The sequence below is a fragment of the Alteromonas sp. RKMC-009 genome (assembly GCF_003584565.2).
GTDB lineage: Bacteria > Pseudomonadota > Gammaproteobacteria > Enterobacterales > Alteromonadaceae > Alteromonas.
In genome coordinates, this window is record NZ_CP031010.1 from 12,721 (window position 1) to 29,636 (window position 16,916).

Below are 16,916 nucleotides of genomic sequence, written 5' to 3' on the forward strand. Positions count from 1 at the left end.
TGTCTGATGACACCTCTCCCGTATTTGCACTAAGTGCAAGGGTGTGCTCCCCTTATTCTTATTTTTCACAGAGCTGGAATTATTGTTCAAGGTCTTCCTGACACTTTATCCAAAATCCTATACTGTTGCTTTTTATTATTGTTGTATAGTTGGTGCGCTTTCAGGCAAAGCACCAAACTTGAAGTTGTATACTACAGAACAAATTTCAAAAAACAAGGTAATTTTTACAATTAATTAACAAGCTTTGTATAACAAGTACTTAGTGCAGGCCTGCCAGGTAGTTTGACAGTATTTCGATATCTTCATCTGTAAGTTTCATCGCTATATCCCGCATCATTGCGTTCATATCGTTGGCGCGCTGACCCGCTCTGAAACCTTTCAACTGTGCGGCTACGTAATCGGTATGTTGACCACTGATATCCGGAAACCCGGCCAGACCCATGCCATTACCATCCGGACCGTGACATGCGCTGCAGGAGGGGATCCCACGTTTCTCATCACCGCCGCGATATAAAGCCTGACCCGCAGCAACATAATTTTCTGGCGTTTCGCCGGCTTTTGCTTCCTGAGAGGCAAAATAGGCGGCTAAGTCAGCCATGTCCTGTTCGGAGAGAGGTGCTGCCATACCATTCATCACTGCGTTGTTCCGACCTTCCTGACCACCGGTCTGAGAAGCCAGTTTGAACTCTTTTAGTTGTTTTTCCAGGTATCCTGCATGCTGGCCGGCGATCTTCGGATTCATAGGAATCATAGAGTTACCGTCCATTCCGTGGCAAGCTGCGCACACGGCCGATTTCGCTTTACCGGCTTCAGGGTCGCCTGCCGCCATGGCATTTGTGGTGAAACCTAACGTCATACAAACAACTAAACACAGTTTTTTCATAACTAATCTCTACAAAGGACCAAACGGCTTCGACGATATACGTGATATCATTGTATTTTACACATTTAGCACGCCAGAAAAACCTATTCCATAATAAAACTATGGTTTTATAACCGTTTTCTGACAGGTGTCAAATAAATTAAAATTAAATGCAAAGTATAGACGGATATTCAACATGTCGTATTACACAAAAGCTAAGTTTCTGATGAGCGCGCCTGATATCCGCCATCTAAAGCAGGATGAGGGCATAGAAGTCGCCTTTGCCGGCCGTTCAAACGCCGGAAAATCAAGCGCGTTAAATACACTGACAAGACAAAAGAACCTGGCGAGGACCAGTAAAACACCGGGCCGGACCCAGCTTATCAATATCTTCGAACTTGATGAAACCCGCAGGCTGGTTGACTTGCCTGGCTACGGCTTTGCGCAGGTTCCTATTGCAATGAAGAAGAAGTGGCAGGCCTCGCTGGGTGAGTATCTGCAAAAACGGAAAAGCTTGCGGGGACTGGTCGTCATGATGGATATCCGGCACCCGTTTAAAGATCTCGATCAGGATCTTATTTACTGGGCAGTCGATGCGGGGTTACCTGTTCTCGCACTTCTGACCAAAGCGGATAAGTTAAAATCTGGTAAACGAAAAGAAGCATTTATGTTTGCCAGAGATGCGGCACTTGCCTTTAACGGGGATGTTACTGTTCAGGCATTCTCGTCTTTATCAAAGATTGGTGTCAGCGAAGCGGCTGCTGTTCTGGATAAGTGGTTTGAACTGAATGAGGAGGAGGACGCTTAGGCGTTTTCTGGATTTCTTGGGCCTGAAAGAAAAATCCCCGACCAAAGTGGCCGGGGAAAAGGACTGAGAGAAAACACATAAAAACCGAAGATATAGAGTGCCCCTTAAGCCGGTTAGTTCAAATTAATTGAAAAAAAATAGAAGTTTTTTTGAGATTTATTTTATTCTTCAATAAAAACAATTGCTTGGGTGCTTTTAGAATGACTTTTCTACGGGCATAAAAAAACCCCGGTAAAACTACCGGGGTTAAAGCAAAGGTTTGAAAACAGCTTTCTCACCTCTGTACCCTACATCCATTAGGGTACAACAGAATGCTGAAAAGGCAAGTGAAATTGTAATAAAATTACCAAATATCGGTGATTGTCACGATAAATACGCTAAATACTGTAATCTACTTACTGTTTTAGTGCGCCTCGTCCCAATTTTCTCCCGTGCCGGCTTCAACCTGTAAAGGTACAGACAGGGCAGCAGCCTGTTCCATCAGGGCTACAATGCTGGCAACGCGTTCTTCCAACACTTCTTCTTTAATTTCAAAAACCAGTTCATCGTGAACCTGCATCATCATGAATACATCACTGGCGGCTTCTTTTTGGATCCACTCATCAACACGCAGCATTGCCAGTTTGATGATGTCAGCCGCTGTACCCTGCATAGGAGCATTGATTGCCGCACGTTCTGCACCTTTCCGGCGGGCACCGTTACTTGCTTTAATGTCAGGCAGATACAGTCTGCGCCCGAATACCGTTTCAACATAGCCGGTTTCTTTCGCATGCTCACGGGTTTCATCCATATACCGCAGTACGCCCGGATAACGTTCAAAATACAAATCCATGTATTTTTGTGCGTCGTTGCGGGGAATATTCAGTTGTCTGGACAAACCAAAAGCTGACATGCCGTATATCAGTCCGAAGTTTATAGCTTTCGCGCTGCGGCGCTGATCTGCAGTTACTTCCTCAAGAGGCACTGAAAACACTTCAGACGCAGTGGCCTTATGTATGTCTTTCCCCTGAGAGAACGCATCAAGCAGACCCTGATCCTCAGAAAGATGAGCCATAATACGCAGCTCTATTTGTGAGTAATCCGCGGCGACAATCTTATAACCGTCCCGTGGCACGAACGCTTGCCGTACTCTGCGGCCTTCTTCAGTGCGGATAGGGATGTTCTGCAGGTTAGGATCCGTAGAAGACAACCGTCCCGTTGCGGTGACTGCCTGATGATAAGACGTATGCACACGGCCTGTACGGTGATTGATCATCTTTGGCAGCTTGTCTGTGTAAGTATTTTTAAGCTTGGTGAGGCCACGGTATTCCATGATCATTTTAGGAATAGGGTAGTCCAGCGCCAGTTCCTGTAATACCTCTTCCGACGTAGACGGGGCGCCTTTGGGCGTTTTCTTGATCACAGGCAATGACAATTTCTCAAACAGAATCTGTTGCAGCTGTTTAGTTGAACCTAAGTTAAATGTTTCACCCGCGGCTTCATGCACACTGGCTTCCAGTTCAGTTATACGCTTAGCCAGATCCTGGCTTTGCTGATTCAGCTTTTGTGAATCTATCAGCACGCCCAACTGTTCCATCCTGGACAGTACGCTGGCCAGTGGCACTTCGACATCCAGTAATAAATTTTTCAGTGGTTCGTGCTGTTCCAGCCGGCGCCAGATTTCTTCATGCAACCTTAAAGTAACGTCTGCATCTTCGGCGGCATAGGGCGCGGCTTCGTTCAAATCAATCTGATTAAAGGTAAGTTGCTTCGCTCCCTTACCGGCAATCTCTTCAAAGTGGATTGTTTTGTGATTCAGGTACGCCATCGCCAGTGAGTCCATGTCATGGCGGGTTGCTGTGCTGTTAAGCACATAAGACTCAAGCATGGTGTCAAAAGCAATGCCCTGCAAATTGATGTCGTAATTGGCCAGGACGTTTTTGTCGTACTTCAGATGCTGGCCAACCTTTTTAACTGAATCTGACTCCAGCAACGGCTTTAATGCACCAAGCACATAATCGCGGTCAAGTTGCTCCGGTGCATCAGGATAGTCATGTGCTACCGGTACGTAAGCGGCTTCTCCGGGGGCTGTACTGAAAGATACACCAACAATTTCAGCTTCCATATAATCGAGACTGGTGGTCTCTGTATCAAAAGCAAAAAGTGGAGCCTGTTCCAGTTTCTTCAGCCAGTTTTCAAAAGCCGCTTTATCTGTAACGGTTTCGTATTTGTTTTTGTCGATGTCTGACAGTGCAGGAGAGTCGTCTTCACCGTTACTGTCGTCAGTTTCCGCGCTGGTAGCAGATTCCTCTGCGGCTGATTCGGATGAGACTTCAGAAAACCAGCGCTTAAACTCATATTCGGCAAACAGGGCGGCAAGCTTTGTATTATCAGCTTCCGACGGCACCAGCGTTTCCGGCTGGAAATCCATCTCAACATCCAGCTTTATTGTCGCCAGATCATAAGATAACCGCGCCTGCTCTTCATACTCACGCATCTTATCAGCCATGGTTTTGCTGCCACGGAATGAAAGGCCTGCGATCGCGTCCAGATTCTCATAAATGTCTTTAATGCCACCGATCCCGTTCAGCAGTGCCTGTGCACTTTTGTCGCCCACTCCCGGCACGCCCGGAATGTTATCAACTTTGTCCCCTTTAAGGGCCAGGAAATCAATAACCAGCTCCGGAGGAATACCGAATTTTTCTTTAACACCTTCAGTCGTCATGATCTGGTTGTTCATGGTATTGATCAGCGTGACATGCTCATTGACCAGCTGAGCCATATCTTTGTCACCTGTACTGATAAGTGTGTCGATCCCTTTTTCGGTGGCCTGACGTGAAAGGGTCCCGATCACATCATCGGCTTCTACGCCTTCTTCCACGATGATCGGCAAGCCCATTGCCCTGATAATGTCATGCAAAGGTGCAATCTGAGATCGTAATTCTTCCGGCATCGGCGGACGGTTTGCCTTGTATTCTTTATACATGTCGTCGCGGAAGGTTTTTCCTTTGGCATCGAAGACTACCGCCATGTGAGTGGGGTTGTACTGGCGGATAAGGCTTCTCAGCATGTTGATCACACCGTAAATCGCACCGGTATCCTGACCTTTAGAATTTGTCAGTGGAGGTAAACCGTGGAAAGCGCGGAACAGGTAAGAAGATCCGTCAACCAGAATAAAGGGAGGAGTTTTGTTTTCAGACATAAGGAAACTTAAATCGCAGGCATTAATAAAGTGAGCAGAATGCCACAGGCCGCCTGTTAAAGCCATATAACCGTCTGCAGAGGTATCCGATCTACAAAAGCGGATCGCCTGTGGATAACTTTGTGATCAAAATAAAATGAAGTTGGATCGGGCACGCAGATCTGATACGGCAAAAAAATCCGTAGATCTTTATATATAAGGTTTTGCAGGAATTCGAAGAGATGTCATTACCTTGACGAATTCTTCCCTGATAGTGTGGATAACTTGGTGAATTAAGAATTTGTTGTTTAACCAAGTTGGTCAGTTAATGTAGCATACTGATAACAAACAGTGACAGCAGAGTTTGATAATTTTTTGTATAGTTTTTGTTTGTTTTTTAATCGCAAATGGCATAACGCCTGCTGTGGCTGGCTTGCAGAGCAAAGGAGAGTGAAACGTGAAAAAAGTAGCAGTGATTTTAAGTGGAAGTGGTGTATTTGACGGCACTGAATTACATGAAGCAGTGATTACTTTGTTAGCGATTTGCAGCAATGGCGCTGAATATCAATGTTTCGCACCGGATGTCATGCAAATGCATGTGGTAAATCATCTTACCGGTGAAGTGGCTGAAAACGAACAGCGTAATGTGCTGGTTGAATCTGCCCGTATCGCCAGAGGGGAAATTAAACCTGTTACCGAATGTCAGCCTGACAACTTTGACGCCATCATCTTGCCAGGTGGTTTTGGTGCGGCCAAGAACCTGTGTACATTTGCGGTTGATGGTGCTGACTGCTCTGTGAATGAAGATGTACTTACTGTATGCAGAGCATTTGCAGAGGCGGGCAAGCCGGCCGGTTACGCTTGTATTGCTCCGGCACTGGCAGCAGCTGTTTATGGCAGTCAGCGTAAGGTGACCATTGGCAATGATGAAGGTGCAGCCGCAGGTATTAATGCACTGGGGGCTGTTCACGTTGACTGTGCAGTAGATGAGATTGTAATTGATACCGACGCCAAACTGGTAACCACACCTGCTTATATGCTCGCCGGGGACATCCTTGAAGCAAAGGCGGGGATCGACAAAATGGTCGAAACTGTACTGGCAATGAATTAAAACCTCCCGGCAAGGCGGGGAGTATCGGCGAATGGGACTTTCCCTTTCGCCTTTGTCACCGCATAATGTCAGCTATTGGGGTAGTACACACAACCATGCCTGGCATGGGTAAAAAAACAATAAGGTTCAACGGCACATGCACTATCGTGCAATCGTAAGGATTCTCGGATTACTTGTTGCATTGTTCAGCGTGACAATGATCCCACCGGCACTGATATCGCTGATGTTCGAAGATGGAAGCGGCCTGCCTTTCATCATTGCATTCCTGCTTTGTGTGGGCACGGGCATGATGATGTGGTATCCAAACCGCTATCATCGCAAAGAACTGCGTGCGAAAGAAGGCTTTCTTATCGTAGTCCTGTTCTGGACAGTACTGGCAAGCTTCGGTGCGATTCCGTTTATCTTGCTTGAACAGCCCAGCATGACCGTGACCGACGCATTTTTTGAATCTTTTTCCGGTCTCACTACCACGGGCGCCACCGTGATAGAGGGTATAGAATTTCTACCCCATTCAATTCAATTCTATCGTCAGCAACTACAGTGGCTGGGCGGTATGGGTATCATTGTACTGGCGGTGGCTATCCTGCCAATTCTGGGTGTCGGGGGCATGCAGTTGTACCGGGCAGAGACGCCGGGCCCTGTGAAAGACTCCAAGATGACCCCCCGTATTGCCGATACTGCCAAGCATCTGTGGTATATTTATTTATCGCTGACCATTGCCTGCATGGTGGCTTACTGGCTGGCCGGTATGGACTGGTTTGATGCGATATGTCATTCCTTCGCCACTGTCGCGATAGGTGGTTTCTCGACCCATGATGCCAGCCTGGGCTATTTCGATAGTCCCATGGTGAATGTGATTTGTTCTGTCTTTCTGCTGATTGCGGCACTGAATTTCTCTTTGCATTACGCAGCAGTAAGTTCCCGTTCCCTGAAAGGGTATCTGCGGGATCCGGAATTTAAGGCATTTCTGTTTATTCAGTTTACGCTAATCATGATTTGCTTTCTGGTGCTTACATTATCCGGCTATTACACCTCTGCAGAGGAAGCGCTGGATCAGGCTATGATTCAGGCGGTGTCTATCAGTACTACTGCCGGTTTTGCCACTACTGACTTCTCATCCTGGCCGGCGTTCCTGCCTATTTTGCTGATATTCTCCAGCTTTATCGGCGGCTGTGCGTCCTCAACGGGTGGTGGTCTGAAAGTCGTACGTGTACTGTTACTGTTCCTGCAGGGCAAACGTGAAGTTGACCGCCTCATTCATCCTAAAGCCGTGTACTCGGTAAAGCTGGGCGAAAGAGCTATGCCTGACAGGGTAGTAGAGGCCGTGTGGGGATTCTTTTCTGCTTATGCCATTGTGTTTGTGGTGATCATGATTGGCATGATTGCTACGGGTCTGGATAACATTTCTGCTTTTACGGCAACCGCTGCATCGTTGAATAACCTCGGCCCGGGTCTGGGCAGCGTAGCGGGTACTTATTCAGAGGTGAGTGACGGTGGTAAATGGCTGCTGGTACTGGCTATGGTATTCGGACGGCTGGAAGTATTTTCACTGCTGGTACTGTTCTCACCTACGTTCTGGCGCAGCTGACGCAAACACACTGCGCGGAACGTGGTATCAGTAGATCACTAGTTATCAGCCGAAGAAGAATGCGCTTGGCTGGAACAGCTTCTCTACATCATTGATGTATTTCTTATCTACCAGAAAAAGAATCACGTGATCGTTGGCTTCTATCTTCGTATCACTGTGAGCAATGATTACCGTATCTTCCCTGACGACAGCTCCGATTGTTGTGCCCGGCGGTAATTTGATATTGCCAATTTCACGGCCCACCACTTTTGAAGTGTTTTCGTCACCGTGGGCAATGGCTTCTATGGCCTCTGCGGCACCACGGCGCAGAGAATATACGTTAACGATATCACCGCGTCGAATATGGGTAAGCAATGCGGAAATCGTTGCCTGTTGGGGAGAGAATGCAATATCAATTTCACCTCCCTGTACCAGGTCCACATAAGCACTGCGCTGGATAAGCACCATGGCCTTTTGTGCACCCATACGCTTAGCCAGCATCGCTGACATGATGTTTGCTTCATCATCGTTGGTGACGGCAATGAAGGCATCTACCTGATCGATACTCTCTTCATTCAGCAACTCAGGATCAGAGGCATCACCACAAAATACGATGGTTTTATCCAGATTCGCAGATAAATACTGTGCGCGTTCAGGGCTGAATTCAATCAGCTTCACGTTGTGTTTGTGCTCGAGACGTTTTGCCAGGCCAGCACCGATAAGACCGCCGCCGGCAATCATAATGCGTTTGTAGCTGGATTCCAGTTTCTGCAGTTCACTCATCACCGCACGGATATGTTTGGTGGCAGCAATGAAGAATACTTCATCATCAGCTTCTATCACCGTCGTGCCCAGCGGGCGGATTGGACGGCCGCGACGGTAAATTGCCGCAACACGGGTTTCCACATTGGGCATATGTTCTTTCAGGGCTGATAAGGCGTGTCCAACCAGCAGACCGCCATAGTAGGCTTTAACCGCAACAAGGCTCGCTTTACCTTCGGCAAATTCCACAACCTGAAGCGCACCGGGATAATCAATAAGACGTTTAATTGCAGTGGTTACCAACTGCTCAGGCGCAATGATGTGATCCACAGGAATATTATTTTCCTGGTACAACTGTTCCTGATAAATGATGTATTGCTCACTGCGAACGCGGGCAATTTTAGTCGGGGTTTTAAACAGACTGTATGCAACCTGACAGGCAAGCATGTTACTTTCATCGCTGTTTGTTACAGCGATCAGCATATCGGCGTCTTCAGCGCCGGCTTTTTTGAGAATATCAGGGTGGGAACCCACGCCTTCGACTACCTGAAGATCAAGGCGGTCCTGAAGGGCTCGCAGTATAGTGGGATCTGAATCAATCACAGTGATCTCGTTCTTTTCACCAACCAGGTTTTCTGCCAGAGTACCGCCAACCTGTCCCGCGCCAAGAATGATGATTTTCATTGATGTAATTCAGACTCTTACTAGTTTAATGAGAAGACTTTATCAGTCTCGCGTAATAGAAACCATCCATTTGTTCCTCACCGGTTGCTATCTGCCGGCCCGGGAAATCTCTGCTTTCACCCTCACAAAGCTCAGACAATTCCGCATCTGTAGTACGTGCCAGGAATTGCTTTATTTGTTCACGGTTCTCGTCAGGCAGAATGGAACAGGTGGCGTACAGCAAGGTGCCACCCGGCTTCAACAATGACCACATAACATCGAGAATTTCCGACTGTAATGCACCAAGTGCTGCAATATCAGCAGGCTTTCTCAGCCAGCGAATGTCAGGATGACGACGGATAACGCCGGTTGCAGAGCAGGGCGCATCAAGCAGAATGCGATCGAATAATTTTCCGTCCCACCATTGATCAGGACGCAATGCATCACCGGTTTTAATTTCAGGGTGATGCTTTAACCGCGCCATATTCTCTCTTACCCGCTCAAGGCGAATTGCATCGCTGTCGATCGCAATGCAGCGGGCCAGTTCAGGCTGAACTTCAAACAGATGACCAGTTTTGCCGCCAGGGGCAGCACAACAATCCAGTATAGTTTCACCGGGTTGCGGGTCCAGGTAAGGTGCGGCAAGCTGAGCTGCGCCATCTTGCACCGCAAACCAGCCTTTGTCGTAACCCGGCAGTGCAGTAATGTCACTGCGGGAGATAAGTCTTACCGCCTGAGGGTGGGAAGCCACCGTTTCAAACGGGATGTTCATTTCAGTCAGGGCATCACAAAAGGTTTCACGTGAAACCTGGCACGTATTCACCCTTAACCAGATAGGCGCCTGATCATTGGTTTGTTCAATAATGCGGCCGGCCACCTGAGGGTAAGCATCCTGAATGCGTTTAAATAGCCACTTGGGTAATCCGCTTGCAATAATGGGATCGTTTACCGGCTTATCTGCCAGCTCCTGACGTTCAAAGTTACGCAGGATAGCGTTAACCAGTCCTTTCAAAGACATTCCACCCAAATAAGAAGCTGCATTCACTGTTTCGCTTACTGCTGCGTGAGATGATACCCGGCTGAAAGCCAGTTGATAGAGACCAAGCAGCATCAGGTGCTCCAGGATCTTCTTATTCCCTTTCAGAGGCTTATCAAGTAATCCCCGTAACCAGAATTGCAGAACTGGTAGTTGACGCATGACACCCAGCGACATCTCCTGAATCCAGGCGTTATCTTTTCCGTGATGCCGGCGTTGTACTTTAGCAAGACATTCTCTGCTGGATTTACCGTTTTCCAGGATCTGAAAAATTACCCAGGCAGTATCGGCGCGTAAATTCTTTTGTCTTGGAAGGGGAACCGGCTGACCTGAAGCCATTATGCTTCTCCGCCAACCAGTTTACCGGCGACAAACCATTGTTGCCGTGCATTCACAACATCGCCTGCCGGCAAGGCTTTTTTGCCGGGAATTTGTAGTTGCGTGATGATTAAATCTTTCGTAGCAGTGGCAATAACGATACCGTGTTTACTGGCACTTACCACTGTGCCCGGTTGTTGTGTTGAAGTACTGTCGCTCACATGTGCAGACCATACTTTCACGTTATCCTTGCCGATTTGCATCCACGCCACCGGCCAGGGGTTAAACGCACGGATGTTTCTTTCAATTTGCTCTGCGCTGTCCTGCCAGTCGATAAGAGCCTCTTCTTTACTGAGCTTCTTCGCGTAGCAGGCCAGATTGTCATCCTGCTTTTCTGCTTTTGCAGTATAGCTTTCCAAATCGTTCAGCACGTTAACCAGAGCCTCAGGTCCCAGCTTCGCAAGCTTATCGTAGAGCGTGGCACTGGTATCTTCCGGTTCAATAGGCAGCCTGGCAATATGCAACATATCGCCGGTATCTAAGCCAACATCCATTTGCATAATGGTCACGCCGGTTTCTTCATCGCCTGCCCACAAAGAGCGCTGAATAGGTGCCGCTCCGCGCCACTTCGGTAAAATAGAACCATGTACGTTAATGCAGCCTGAGCGGGGCATGTCCAGAACAGCCTGCGGAAGTAACAAACCATAAGCCACTACTACCATCACATCAGCGTTCAACTCATTCAGCGTTTCCTGAGCTTCCTGTGCTTTTAAAGAAGCAGGCTGATAAACATTGATGCCATTTTCTTCAGCCAATACTTTTACAGGGCTGGGCGTCAGCTTTTTACCCCGTCCGGCAGGACGGTCAGGTTGCGTATAAACAGCAATAACCTCATGCTCAGAACCGAGCAGGGCGCGTAAATGGTCGGCAGCAAAATCCGGCGTACCGGCAAAAATGATTCGTAGTGGTGTGGTCACAAATAGTCCTAGGCTTTAGCTGCCAGTCTTGCTTCTTTTTCTAACTTCTTCCGGATACGCTGGCGTTTCAGCGGTGACAGGTAATCAATAAACAATTTACCTTTCAGATGATCCAGTTCGTGCTGAATACAGATAGCCAGCAGACCGTCAGCTTCAAGTTCAAAAGGATTCCCTTCACCGTCCAGTGCTTTAACAGTCACCCGTTCTGCACGGTCTACTTTGGCGTAATTACCGGGTACCGATAAACAGCCTTCCTCACTGATGGTGGAACCATCTTTCGCTGTGATTTCAGGGTTCACGAATACTCTGGGCGTATCCTGATTCTCAGATACATCCATCACTACAACCTGCACATGTCTGTCTACCTGCGTGGCGGCAAGGCCGATGCCTTTCTCATCGCGCATGGTTTCGAACATGTCCGAGATCAGTTGCTTAATTTCTTCATCTACTGACTCAACGGGTTTCGCTACGGTGCGTAGGCGTTCGTCAGGAAAACTTAATACGTCTAAAATTGCCATCTGTCGTTCTGCTTCGCTTGCGTGTATGAATTAATATACGATCCAATAGCCAGCGCTATTTACACATTGGTTTCTGATACTATTCTATCGTATAACGGTAACTACCGTGCAGTTTTTTGCTGGAAATAGCGGATACATGGCCGATATAGAGTCAATGTCGAAAATTTCAACAGGAGTGGTTGGAGCAAACATGACAACCGGATCGATAAAAAAGCGCTTTACCGCTGCCCTGACCGCAGTGACAGTGATCTTAAGCTGCCTTACCGGGTTAGCTCAGGCAGTCACGCTAAAAGAAGATGCCCCGCAAACCTATACAGTGAAACGCAATGATACGTTATGGGATATTGCCAGCCTGTTTCTGGACAAGCCCTGGTTATGGCCGGAGCTGTGGCGTAACAATACCCAAATTATCAATCCTCATTTGATTTACCCCGGCGACGTGCTGGTAATACGCATTGTCGACGGTCAGCCGGTACTGGTAGTTCAGCGGGATAAAAAACACATCACCCTTGGCCCGTCCCTGCGTAAACAAAATAAGCCTGACCCCATCAGTATGTTGCCCTGGTCCGTCATTGCTCCTTACATCAATCAGAATGAATTACTGGATGAAGAGGTTTATGAAAAGCTTCCCCATATTCTCGGTAATCAAACCGGCGATATCCGTTTTGTTACCGATGATTTAGTGATCAGCCGGAGTTACGGCCGATCTTCAGATCAGTATCGTGTAGTCCGCAGACAATCTACTATTGAAAACCTGGACGGAGAGATCCTCGGGATTCAGGTCCATCATGTTGCTGATGCCAATATGATTGACGATACCGTGCCGTTCCAGTGGCTGGTCAAAGTCACCAAATCAAACTTTGAGGCAGCCCGTGGCGACCGGCTGTATGACGGAGATTTCACAGACCGGCAGGATCTCGTGCTGCAGGCTGCAACGCCTGAACAGCGGGGTTTTGTAGTAGGGAACCTTCATCAGCATCAGTTGCTGGGTAAAGACGATGTGGTCATTGTGGATTTAGGTTCTGAGCAAGTGTCTCCCGGCACTGTGATGGGACTTTATTCTCAGGGGCCAGATATTATTGACGGTGAATTACCCAAATACGCTGGCGAAAATAATGCCATGTACAGCGTGTTTAACGATGGCAGCACGGTGCATCAGCCGGCCATTAAAATCGGCGAAATCGTCATTTTCAAAACATTTGATAAAGCCAGCTACGGCATCATTACCCGTGCCAGAGAACTGGTGAAGACGGGTGCTATTGTCGCTAATCCTTAACCGGGATAACCCATACCGTAGCTGAGGGGCTGCGGTATGCGGAAAAACAATCAAAATACTTCAATACATTCATGGCTGACACTGGCATCAGTGCCGGCCATGACTACAGCGAAATGGAATGCGCTACTCAATAAATACAGCATTTCAGCCTGCGCCTTTCTCCACTCCGATGAGTGGATGACAAATCCTCACCATCCTCTTACTTCTGAACAGCTGGCACAGATTCGTCAGTTACGGACATCTGCAAACGACAAGCTTCTCAATCAGGCTTATCGCTGGCTGGACAGAGACCCGGCAAATCAGATCATCACCCGGGATATGCCGGACTGGCCATCAGGGTTCAGCAGTTTGACATCACCGCCATTACTCTTGTTTGTCAGAGGGAATACTTCACGTCTCGGCGATCCGCAAATTGCGGTTGTCGGCAGCAGAATGGCTACCCGGGCTGGTCTTTCAACTGCTGCTTTATTTGCATCACAACTGGCCGCTGCCGGCGTCACTGTGACCAGCGGGCTTGCCAGCGGTATTGATGCAGCAGCCCATAAGGCTGCTATTGCCATTGAGGGCAGAACGGTAGCCTTTCTGGGAAGCGGGCCGGATGTTATCTATCCCCGCCGGAACATTCATCTGGCGGAGGAAATCGTCAGTCATAACGGATTGCTCGTGTCTGAGTTTTCACCCGGTACACCACCGAAACGTCATCACTTTCCTGGCAGAAATCGCTTAATCGCTGCCATTTCAGCCGGTACGCTGGTGGTCGAAGCAACAATAAAGAGTGGTACCTTGATAACTGCCAATCTGGCCGCAGATCTGGGACGCGAAGTGTTCGCTGTGCCGGGCAATATCGCAAATGTGCAGACAGAAGGTTGTCATGCACTTATTCAGCAAGGTGCTAAACTTGTGGTAACTGCAGACCACATCCTGGAGGAATTTAACCATCTTGCCAGATCGCCCGTTGCTGCCGCAGCTGAACAACAACAAAAAAGTGAAGATCAAAACTTGGCAACCGATAAATTATTAGATAGTGTGGACTTTGATGTAACTGGCGTTGACATCATTGCCGAACGCAGCGCACTGCCTGTATCAGCGGTTATGGCGGCATTATTAGAATATGAACTGCGTGGTCTCGTAACCCCCGTTCCCGGTGGTTACGTCAAATTGAGGGGGAAATAAACCATGTTCGACATCCTCATGTATCTGTTTGAGAACTTCATTCATAGCGAAACGGAAATCCGCGTCGATCAGGACGAACTGACGGATGAGTTAATACGCGCTGGCTTTCATCATGATGAAATCTATAAGGCGTTAGCATGGCTGGAGAAACTGGCTGCGCTCCAGGAAACGGATAATAAGCCGTATTTCTGTCAGCGTATATCATCTGGCGTCAGCCGCATTTATACCCAGGAAGAGCAAATGCGTCTGGATGTGGAGTGCCAGGGATTCCTGCTGTTTTTAGAGCAGGTTGGTGTACTCGACGCTTCTACACGTGAAATGGTTATCGACAGAGTGATGGAAATAGACTCTCCTGAGTTCTGTCTTGAAGATTTAAAATGGGTCGTGTTGATGGTGTTATTCAACGTGCCCGGTAAAGAGAATGCGTATGCACAGATGGAAGATCTTCTGTTTGAAGAATCTGATGGTACGCTGCATTAATCAGGAGTAGTACCGGCATGGTCCCCGGGATGCCTCCTGAATTTGTGCTCTAAGGTATCAGGGGTTCATGTCAAAAATAGATCATTCCTTATTCAGTGCTCATGAGCATGCGCTTGAGCACGCCTTCGGTGACTGCCCGGAATGCGGCAGTCATCTTCAAATCCGAAATAGCAAGAGTGGCCCTTTCCTTGGGTGTACGGCTTATCCCGAATGTCATTTCAGTAAGCCGTTACACGATCAACAAACCACAACGTTAAAAGAAATCGCCGGTACGGTGTGTCCAGACTGCGGCAGTACAATGGCCATTAAAAAAGGCCGCTACGGTATGTTTATCGGCTGTACAAATTTTCCTGAATGTCATCATATTGAGCCGGTAAAACAGCAGGAGGACACGCAGATCACTTGTCCCCAATGTAATACCGGACACATCATTGAGCGCACAAATAAATACGGAAAGCGCTTTTATGCGTGCAATCATTATCCTCAATGCAAGTATGTGGTAAATTTCCCGCCCGTTCCGGGTAGCTGTCCAGATTGTGGCTGGGGCCTTTTGATCAACAAAAAAGGCAAAGTGTGCTGCCCGCAGGTTAAATGCGATTATCAGGCAGAGCCCGAAAATGAGTAATGAACAACAGATTGACCCTGTAAAAGAAGCGTTTGAACAGGGAGCGTTAATTGTTTATCCCACCGAAGCGGTAATGGGGATAGGGTGCGACCCTGATAACGAGCTGGCGGTTCACAAACTATTACAACTGAAGCAACGTCCGGTTGAAAAAGGCATGATTCTGATTGCTGATACCTATTCCCGTTTGCTGCCTTACGTTAATGATAATGCTGTTCCGCCTGATCGCAGAGCGCAAATTTTCTCATCATGGCCGGGGCCGCATACCTGGCTTTTGCCGAAGTCCAAAACAGCGCCCGGTTGGATCACAGGTTCTCACGAAAAAATAGCAGTTCGGGTGACAACACATCCGGTAGTGAAAGCGTTGTGTGAAAAGCTGGGCAAGCCTCTGGTTTCTACCAGCGCCAATCCTTCCGGTGAAGAACCTGCAAGAACTCAGGATGAAGCCAGGGCTTATTTTGCAGACAGTGTTATCTATATTGACGGCGGTGTGGGGGGACTGGACAGGCCCAGTACAATCCGTGATTGTGATTCCGGCCGTGTGATCAGAGATTAAATAATGCAAACAATGAATATTGAAGACACAAACAAGGCAATAGAAAAAGTAAAAGCTTTCCTGCTGGCCTTGCAGGATAACATTTGTCAGACACTGGAGCTGGTTGATGGCAAAGGTCAGTTCGTAGAAGACAGCTGGGAAAGAGAACTGGGTGGCGGTGGCCGCTCAAGAGTGCTTAAAAACGGCGCAGTGATAGAGCAGGGCGGTGTCAATTTCAGTCACGTGTTCGGCGGAGCCATGCCGGCTTCTGCAACTGCATCGCGACCTGAGCTGGCCGGCAGAAGTTTTCAGGCAATGGGGGTATCTCTGGTTATTCATCCTCACAACCCCTATGTACCCACCTCTCATGCCAATGTGCGTTTTTTTATTGCTGAAAAGCCGGGAGAGACACCCATCTGGTGGTTTGGCGGTGGCTTTGACCTCACGCCGTTCTATCCCTTTAAAGAAGATGTTCAGCACTGGCACGACACCGCTAAAAAGTGCTGTGCTCCTTTTGGGGATGACATTTATGCCAGATATAAGAAATGGTGTGATGACTATTTTTATCTGAAACATCGTGACGAAACCCGTGGTGTTGGCGGTCTCTTTTTTGATGACCTGAATGAATGGGGATTTGATAAAAGCTTCGAATTTATGCAGTCAGTAGGTAATGGCTATCTGGACGCATATGTTCCGGTCGTTGAACGCCGTAAAGGCATGTCTTACTCAGAACGTGAACGGCAGTTTCAGCTTTATCGTCGCGGGCGTTATGTCGAGTTCAATCTGGTGTATGACCGCGGCACGTTGTTCGGGTTACAAACCGGTGGCCGTACAGAGTCCATTCTGATGTCCATGCCGCCCCTTGCACGCTGGGAATATGGCTTCGAAGCGCCCGCAGGCAGCGCTGAAGCGAAGCTGGCTAACTGGCTGAAACCCACAGACTGGTAAGCTCTGCCTTTCCTGACTATTGATTCAGATCAATGGTCAGGAAGCTGATTTTAAAACCATTTTTTTCTGTTGTTCCAGATCAACATTTTGATTCTCCTGA

The 16,916-nt window shown here is 48.1% G+C and carries 15 protein-coding genes; 9 read left to right on the top strand and 6 right to left on the bottom strand.

What is annotated here, in order from left to right; genetic code table 11:
- Positions 1–259: 259 nt before the first annotated feature.
- Complete coding sequence (locus tag DS731_RS00065; protein WP_119499435.1) at positions 260–883, bottom strand: c-type cytochrome; 624 nt, start codon at positions 881–883, stop codon at positions 260–262.
- Between the two features lie 175 nt (positions 884–1,058).
- Between DS731_RS00065 and yihA the strand changes: the two genes are divergently transcribed.
- Positions 1,059–1,670, top strand: a complete 612-nt coding sequence (gene yihA, locus DS731_RS00070; protein WP_119499436.1) for a ribosome biogenesis GTP-binding protein YihA/YsxC — start codon at positions 1,059–1,061, stop codon at positions 1,668–1,670.
- A 403-nt stretch (positions 1,671–2,073) separates the two neighbouring features.
- Here the strand turns inward: yihA and polA are convergent, their stop codons facing one another.
- Positions 2,074–4,851: a DNA polymerase I gene (gene polA, locus DS731_RS00075; RefSeq protein WP_119503226.1), complete on the bottom strand. Its 2,778-nt coding sequence runs from the start codon at positions 4,849–4,851 to the stop codon at positions 2,074–2,076.
- Positions 4,852–5,287: 436 nt separating this feature from the next.
- Between polA and elbB the strand changes: the two genes are divergently transcribed.
- Both elbB and DS731_RS00085 read left to right on the top strand, forming a co-directional pair.
- Positions 5,288–5,941 carry an isoprenoid biosynthesis glyoxalase ElbB gene (gene elbB, locus DS731_RS00080; RefSeq protein WP_119499437.1) on the top strand — a complete coding sequence of 218 codons (654 nt, stop codon included), beginning with the start codon at positions 5,288–5,290 and terminating at the stop codon, positions 5,939–5,941.
- A gap of 136 nt (positions 5,942–6,077) precedes the next feature.
- Positions 6,078–7,529 carry a TrkH family potassium uptake protein gene (locus DS731_RS00085; RefSeq protein WP_119499438.1) on the top strand — a complete coding sequence of 484 codons (1,452 nt, stop codon included), beginning with the start codon at positions 6,078–6,080 and terminating at the stop codon, positions 7,527–7,529.
- 45 nt (positions 7,530–7,574) lie between these two features.
- On the opposite strand, the gene trkA is transcribed toward DS731_RS00085, so the two are convergent.
- Genes trkA through def form a run of 4 tightly spaced genes read right to left on the bottom strand, consistent with a single transcriptional unit; the run spans position 7,575 to position 11,782 of the window.
- On the bottom strand, positions 7,575–8,954 hold the full coding sequence (gene trkA / locus DS731_RS00090) for a Trk system potassium transporter TrkA (RefSeq protein ID WP_119499439.1): 1,380 nt from the start codon (positions 8,952–8,954) through the stop codon (positions 7,575–7,577).
- A 25-nt stretch (positions 8,955–8,979) separates the two neighbouring features.
- Positions 8,980–10,308, bottom strand: a complete 1,329-nt coding sequence (gene rsmB, locus DS731_RS00095) for a 16S rRNA (cytosine(967)-C(5))-methyltransferase RsmB (RefSeq protein ID WP_119499440.1) — start codon at positions 10,306–10,308, stop codon at positions 8,980–8,982.
- Positions 10,308–11,264 carry a methionyl-tRNA formyltransferase gene (fmt, locus tag DS731_RS00100; RefSeq protein WP_119499441.1) on the bottom strand — a complete coding sequence of 319 codons (957 nt, stop codon included), beginning with the start codon at positions 11,262–11,264 and terminating at the stop codon, positions 10,308–10,310. Before fmt ends, rsmB begins: the two co-directional genes overlap by 1 nt.
- 8 nt (positions 11,265–11,272) lie before the next feature.
- Positions 11,273–11,782 (bottom strand): peptide deformylase, encoded by a 510-nt coding sequence (gene def, locus DS731_RS00105; protein ID WP_119499442.1) that lies wholly within the window; start codon positions 11,780–11,782, stop codon positions 11,273–11,275.
- A 190-nt stretch (positions 11,783–11,972) separates the two neighbouring features.
- Between def and DS731_RS00110 the strand changes: the two genes are divergently transcribed.
- From DS731_RS00110 to hemF, 6 genes are all read left to right on the top strand, one after another.
- Positions 11,973–13,058, top strand: a complete 1,086-nt coding sequence (locus DS731_RS00110) for a LysM peptidoglycan-binding domain-containing protein (protein ID WP_232373446.1) — start codon at positions 11,973–11,975, stop codon at positions 13,056–13,058.
- A 36-nt stretch (positions 13,059–13,094) separates the two neighbouring features.
- Positions 13,095–14,231, top strand: a complete 1,137-nt coding sequence (dprA, locus tag DS731_RS00115; protein ID WP_232373447.1) for a DNA-processing protein DprA — start codon at positions 13,095–13,097, stop codon at positions 14,229–14,231.
- A 3-nt stretch (positions 14,232–14,234) separates the two neighbouring features.
- On the top strand, positions 14,235–14,711 hold the full coding sequence (locus DS731_RS00120) for a DUF494 family protein (RefSeq protein WP_119499443.1): 477 nt from the start codon (positions 14,235–14,237) through the stop codon (positions 14,709–14,711).
- Positions 14,712–14,778: 67 nt separating this feature from the next.
- Positions 14,779–15,336: a DNA topoisomerase family protein gene (locus DS731_RS00125; protein ID WP_119499444.1), complete on the top strand. Its 558-nt coding sequence runs from the start codon at positions 14,779–14,781 to the stop codon at positions 15,334–15,336.
- Positions 15,329–15,889: an L-threonylcarbamoyladenylate synthase gene (locus tag DS731_RS00130; RefSeq protein WP_119499445.1), complete on the top strand. Its 561-nt coding sequence runs from the start codon at positions 15,329–15,331 to the stop codon at positions 15,887–15,889. The genes DS731_RS00125 and DS731_RS00130 overlap by 8 nt, the downstream gene beginning before the upstream one ends.
- Before the next feature lie 3 nt (positions 15,890–15,892).
- Positions 15,893–16,816, top strand: coding sequence for an oxygen-dependent coproporphyrinogen oxidase (gene hemF, locus DS731_RS00135; protein ID WP_232373448.1), 924 nt, complete (start codon positions 15,893–15,895; stop codon positions 16,814–16,816).
- The last annotated feature ends 100 nt before the right edge of the window (positions 16,817–16,916 follow it).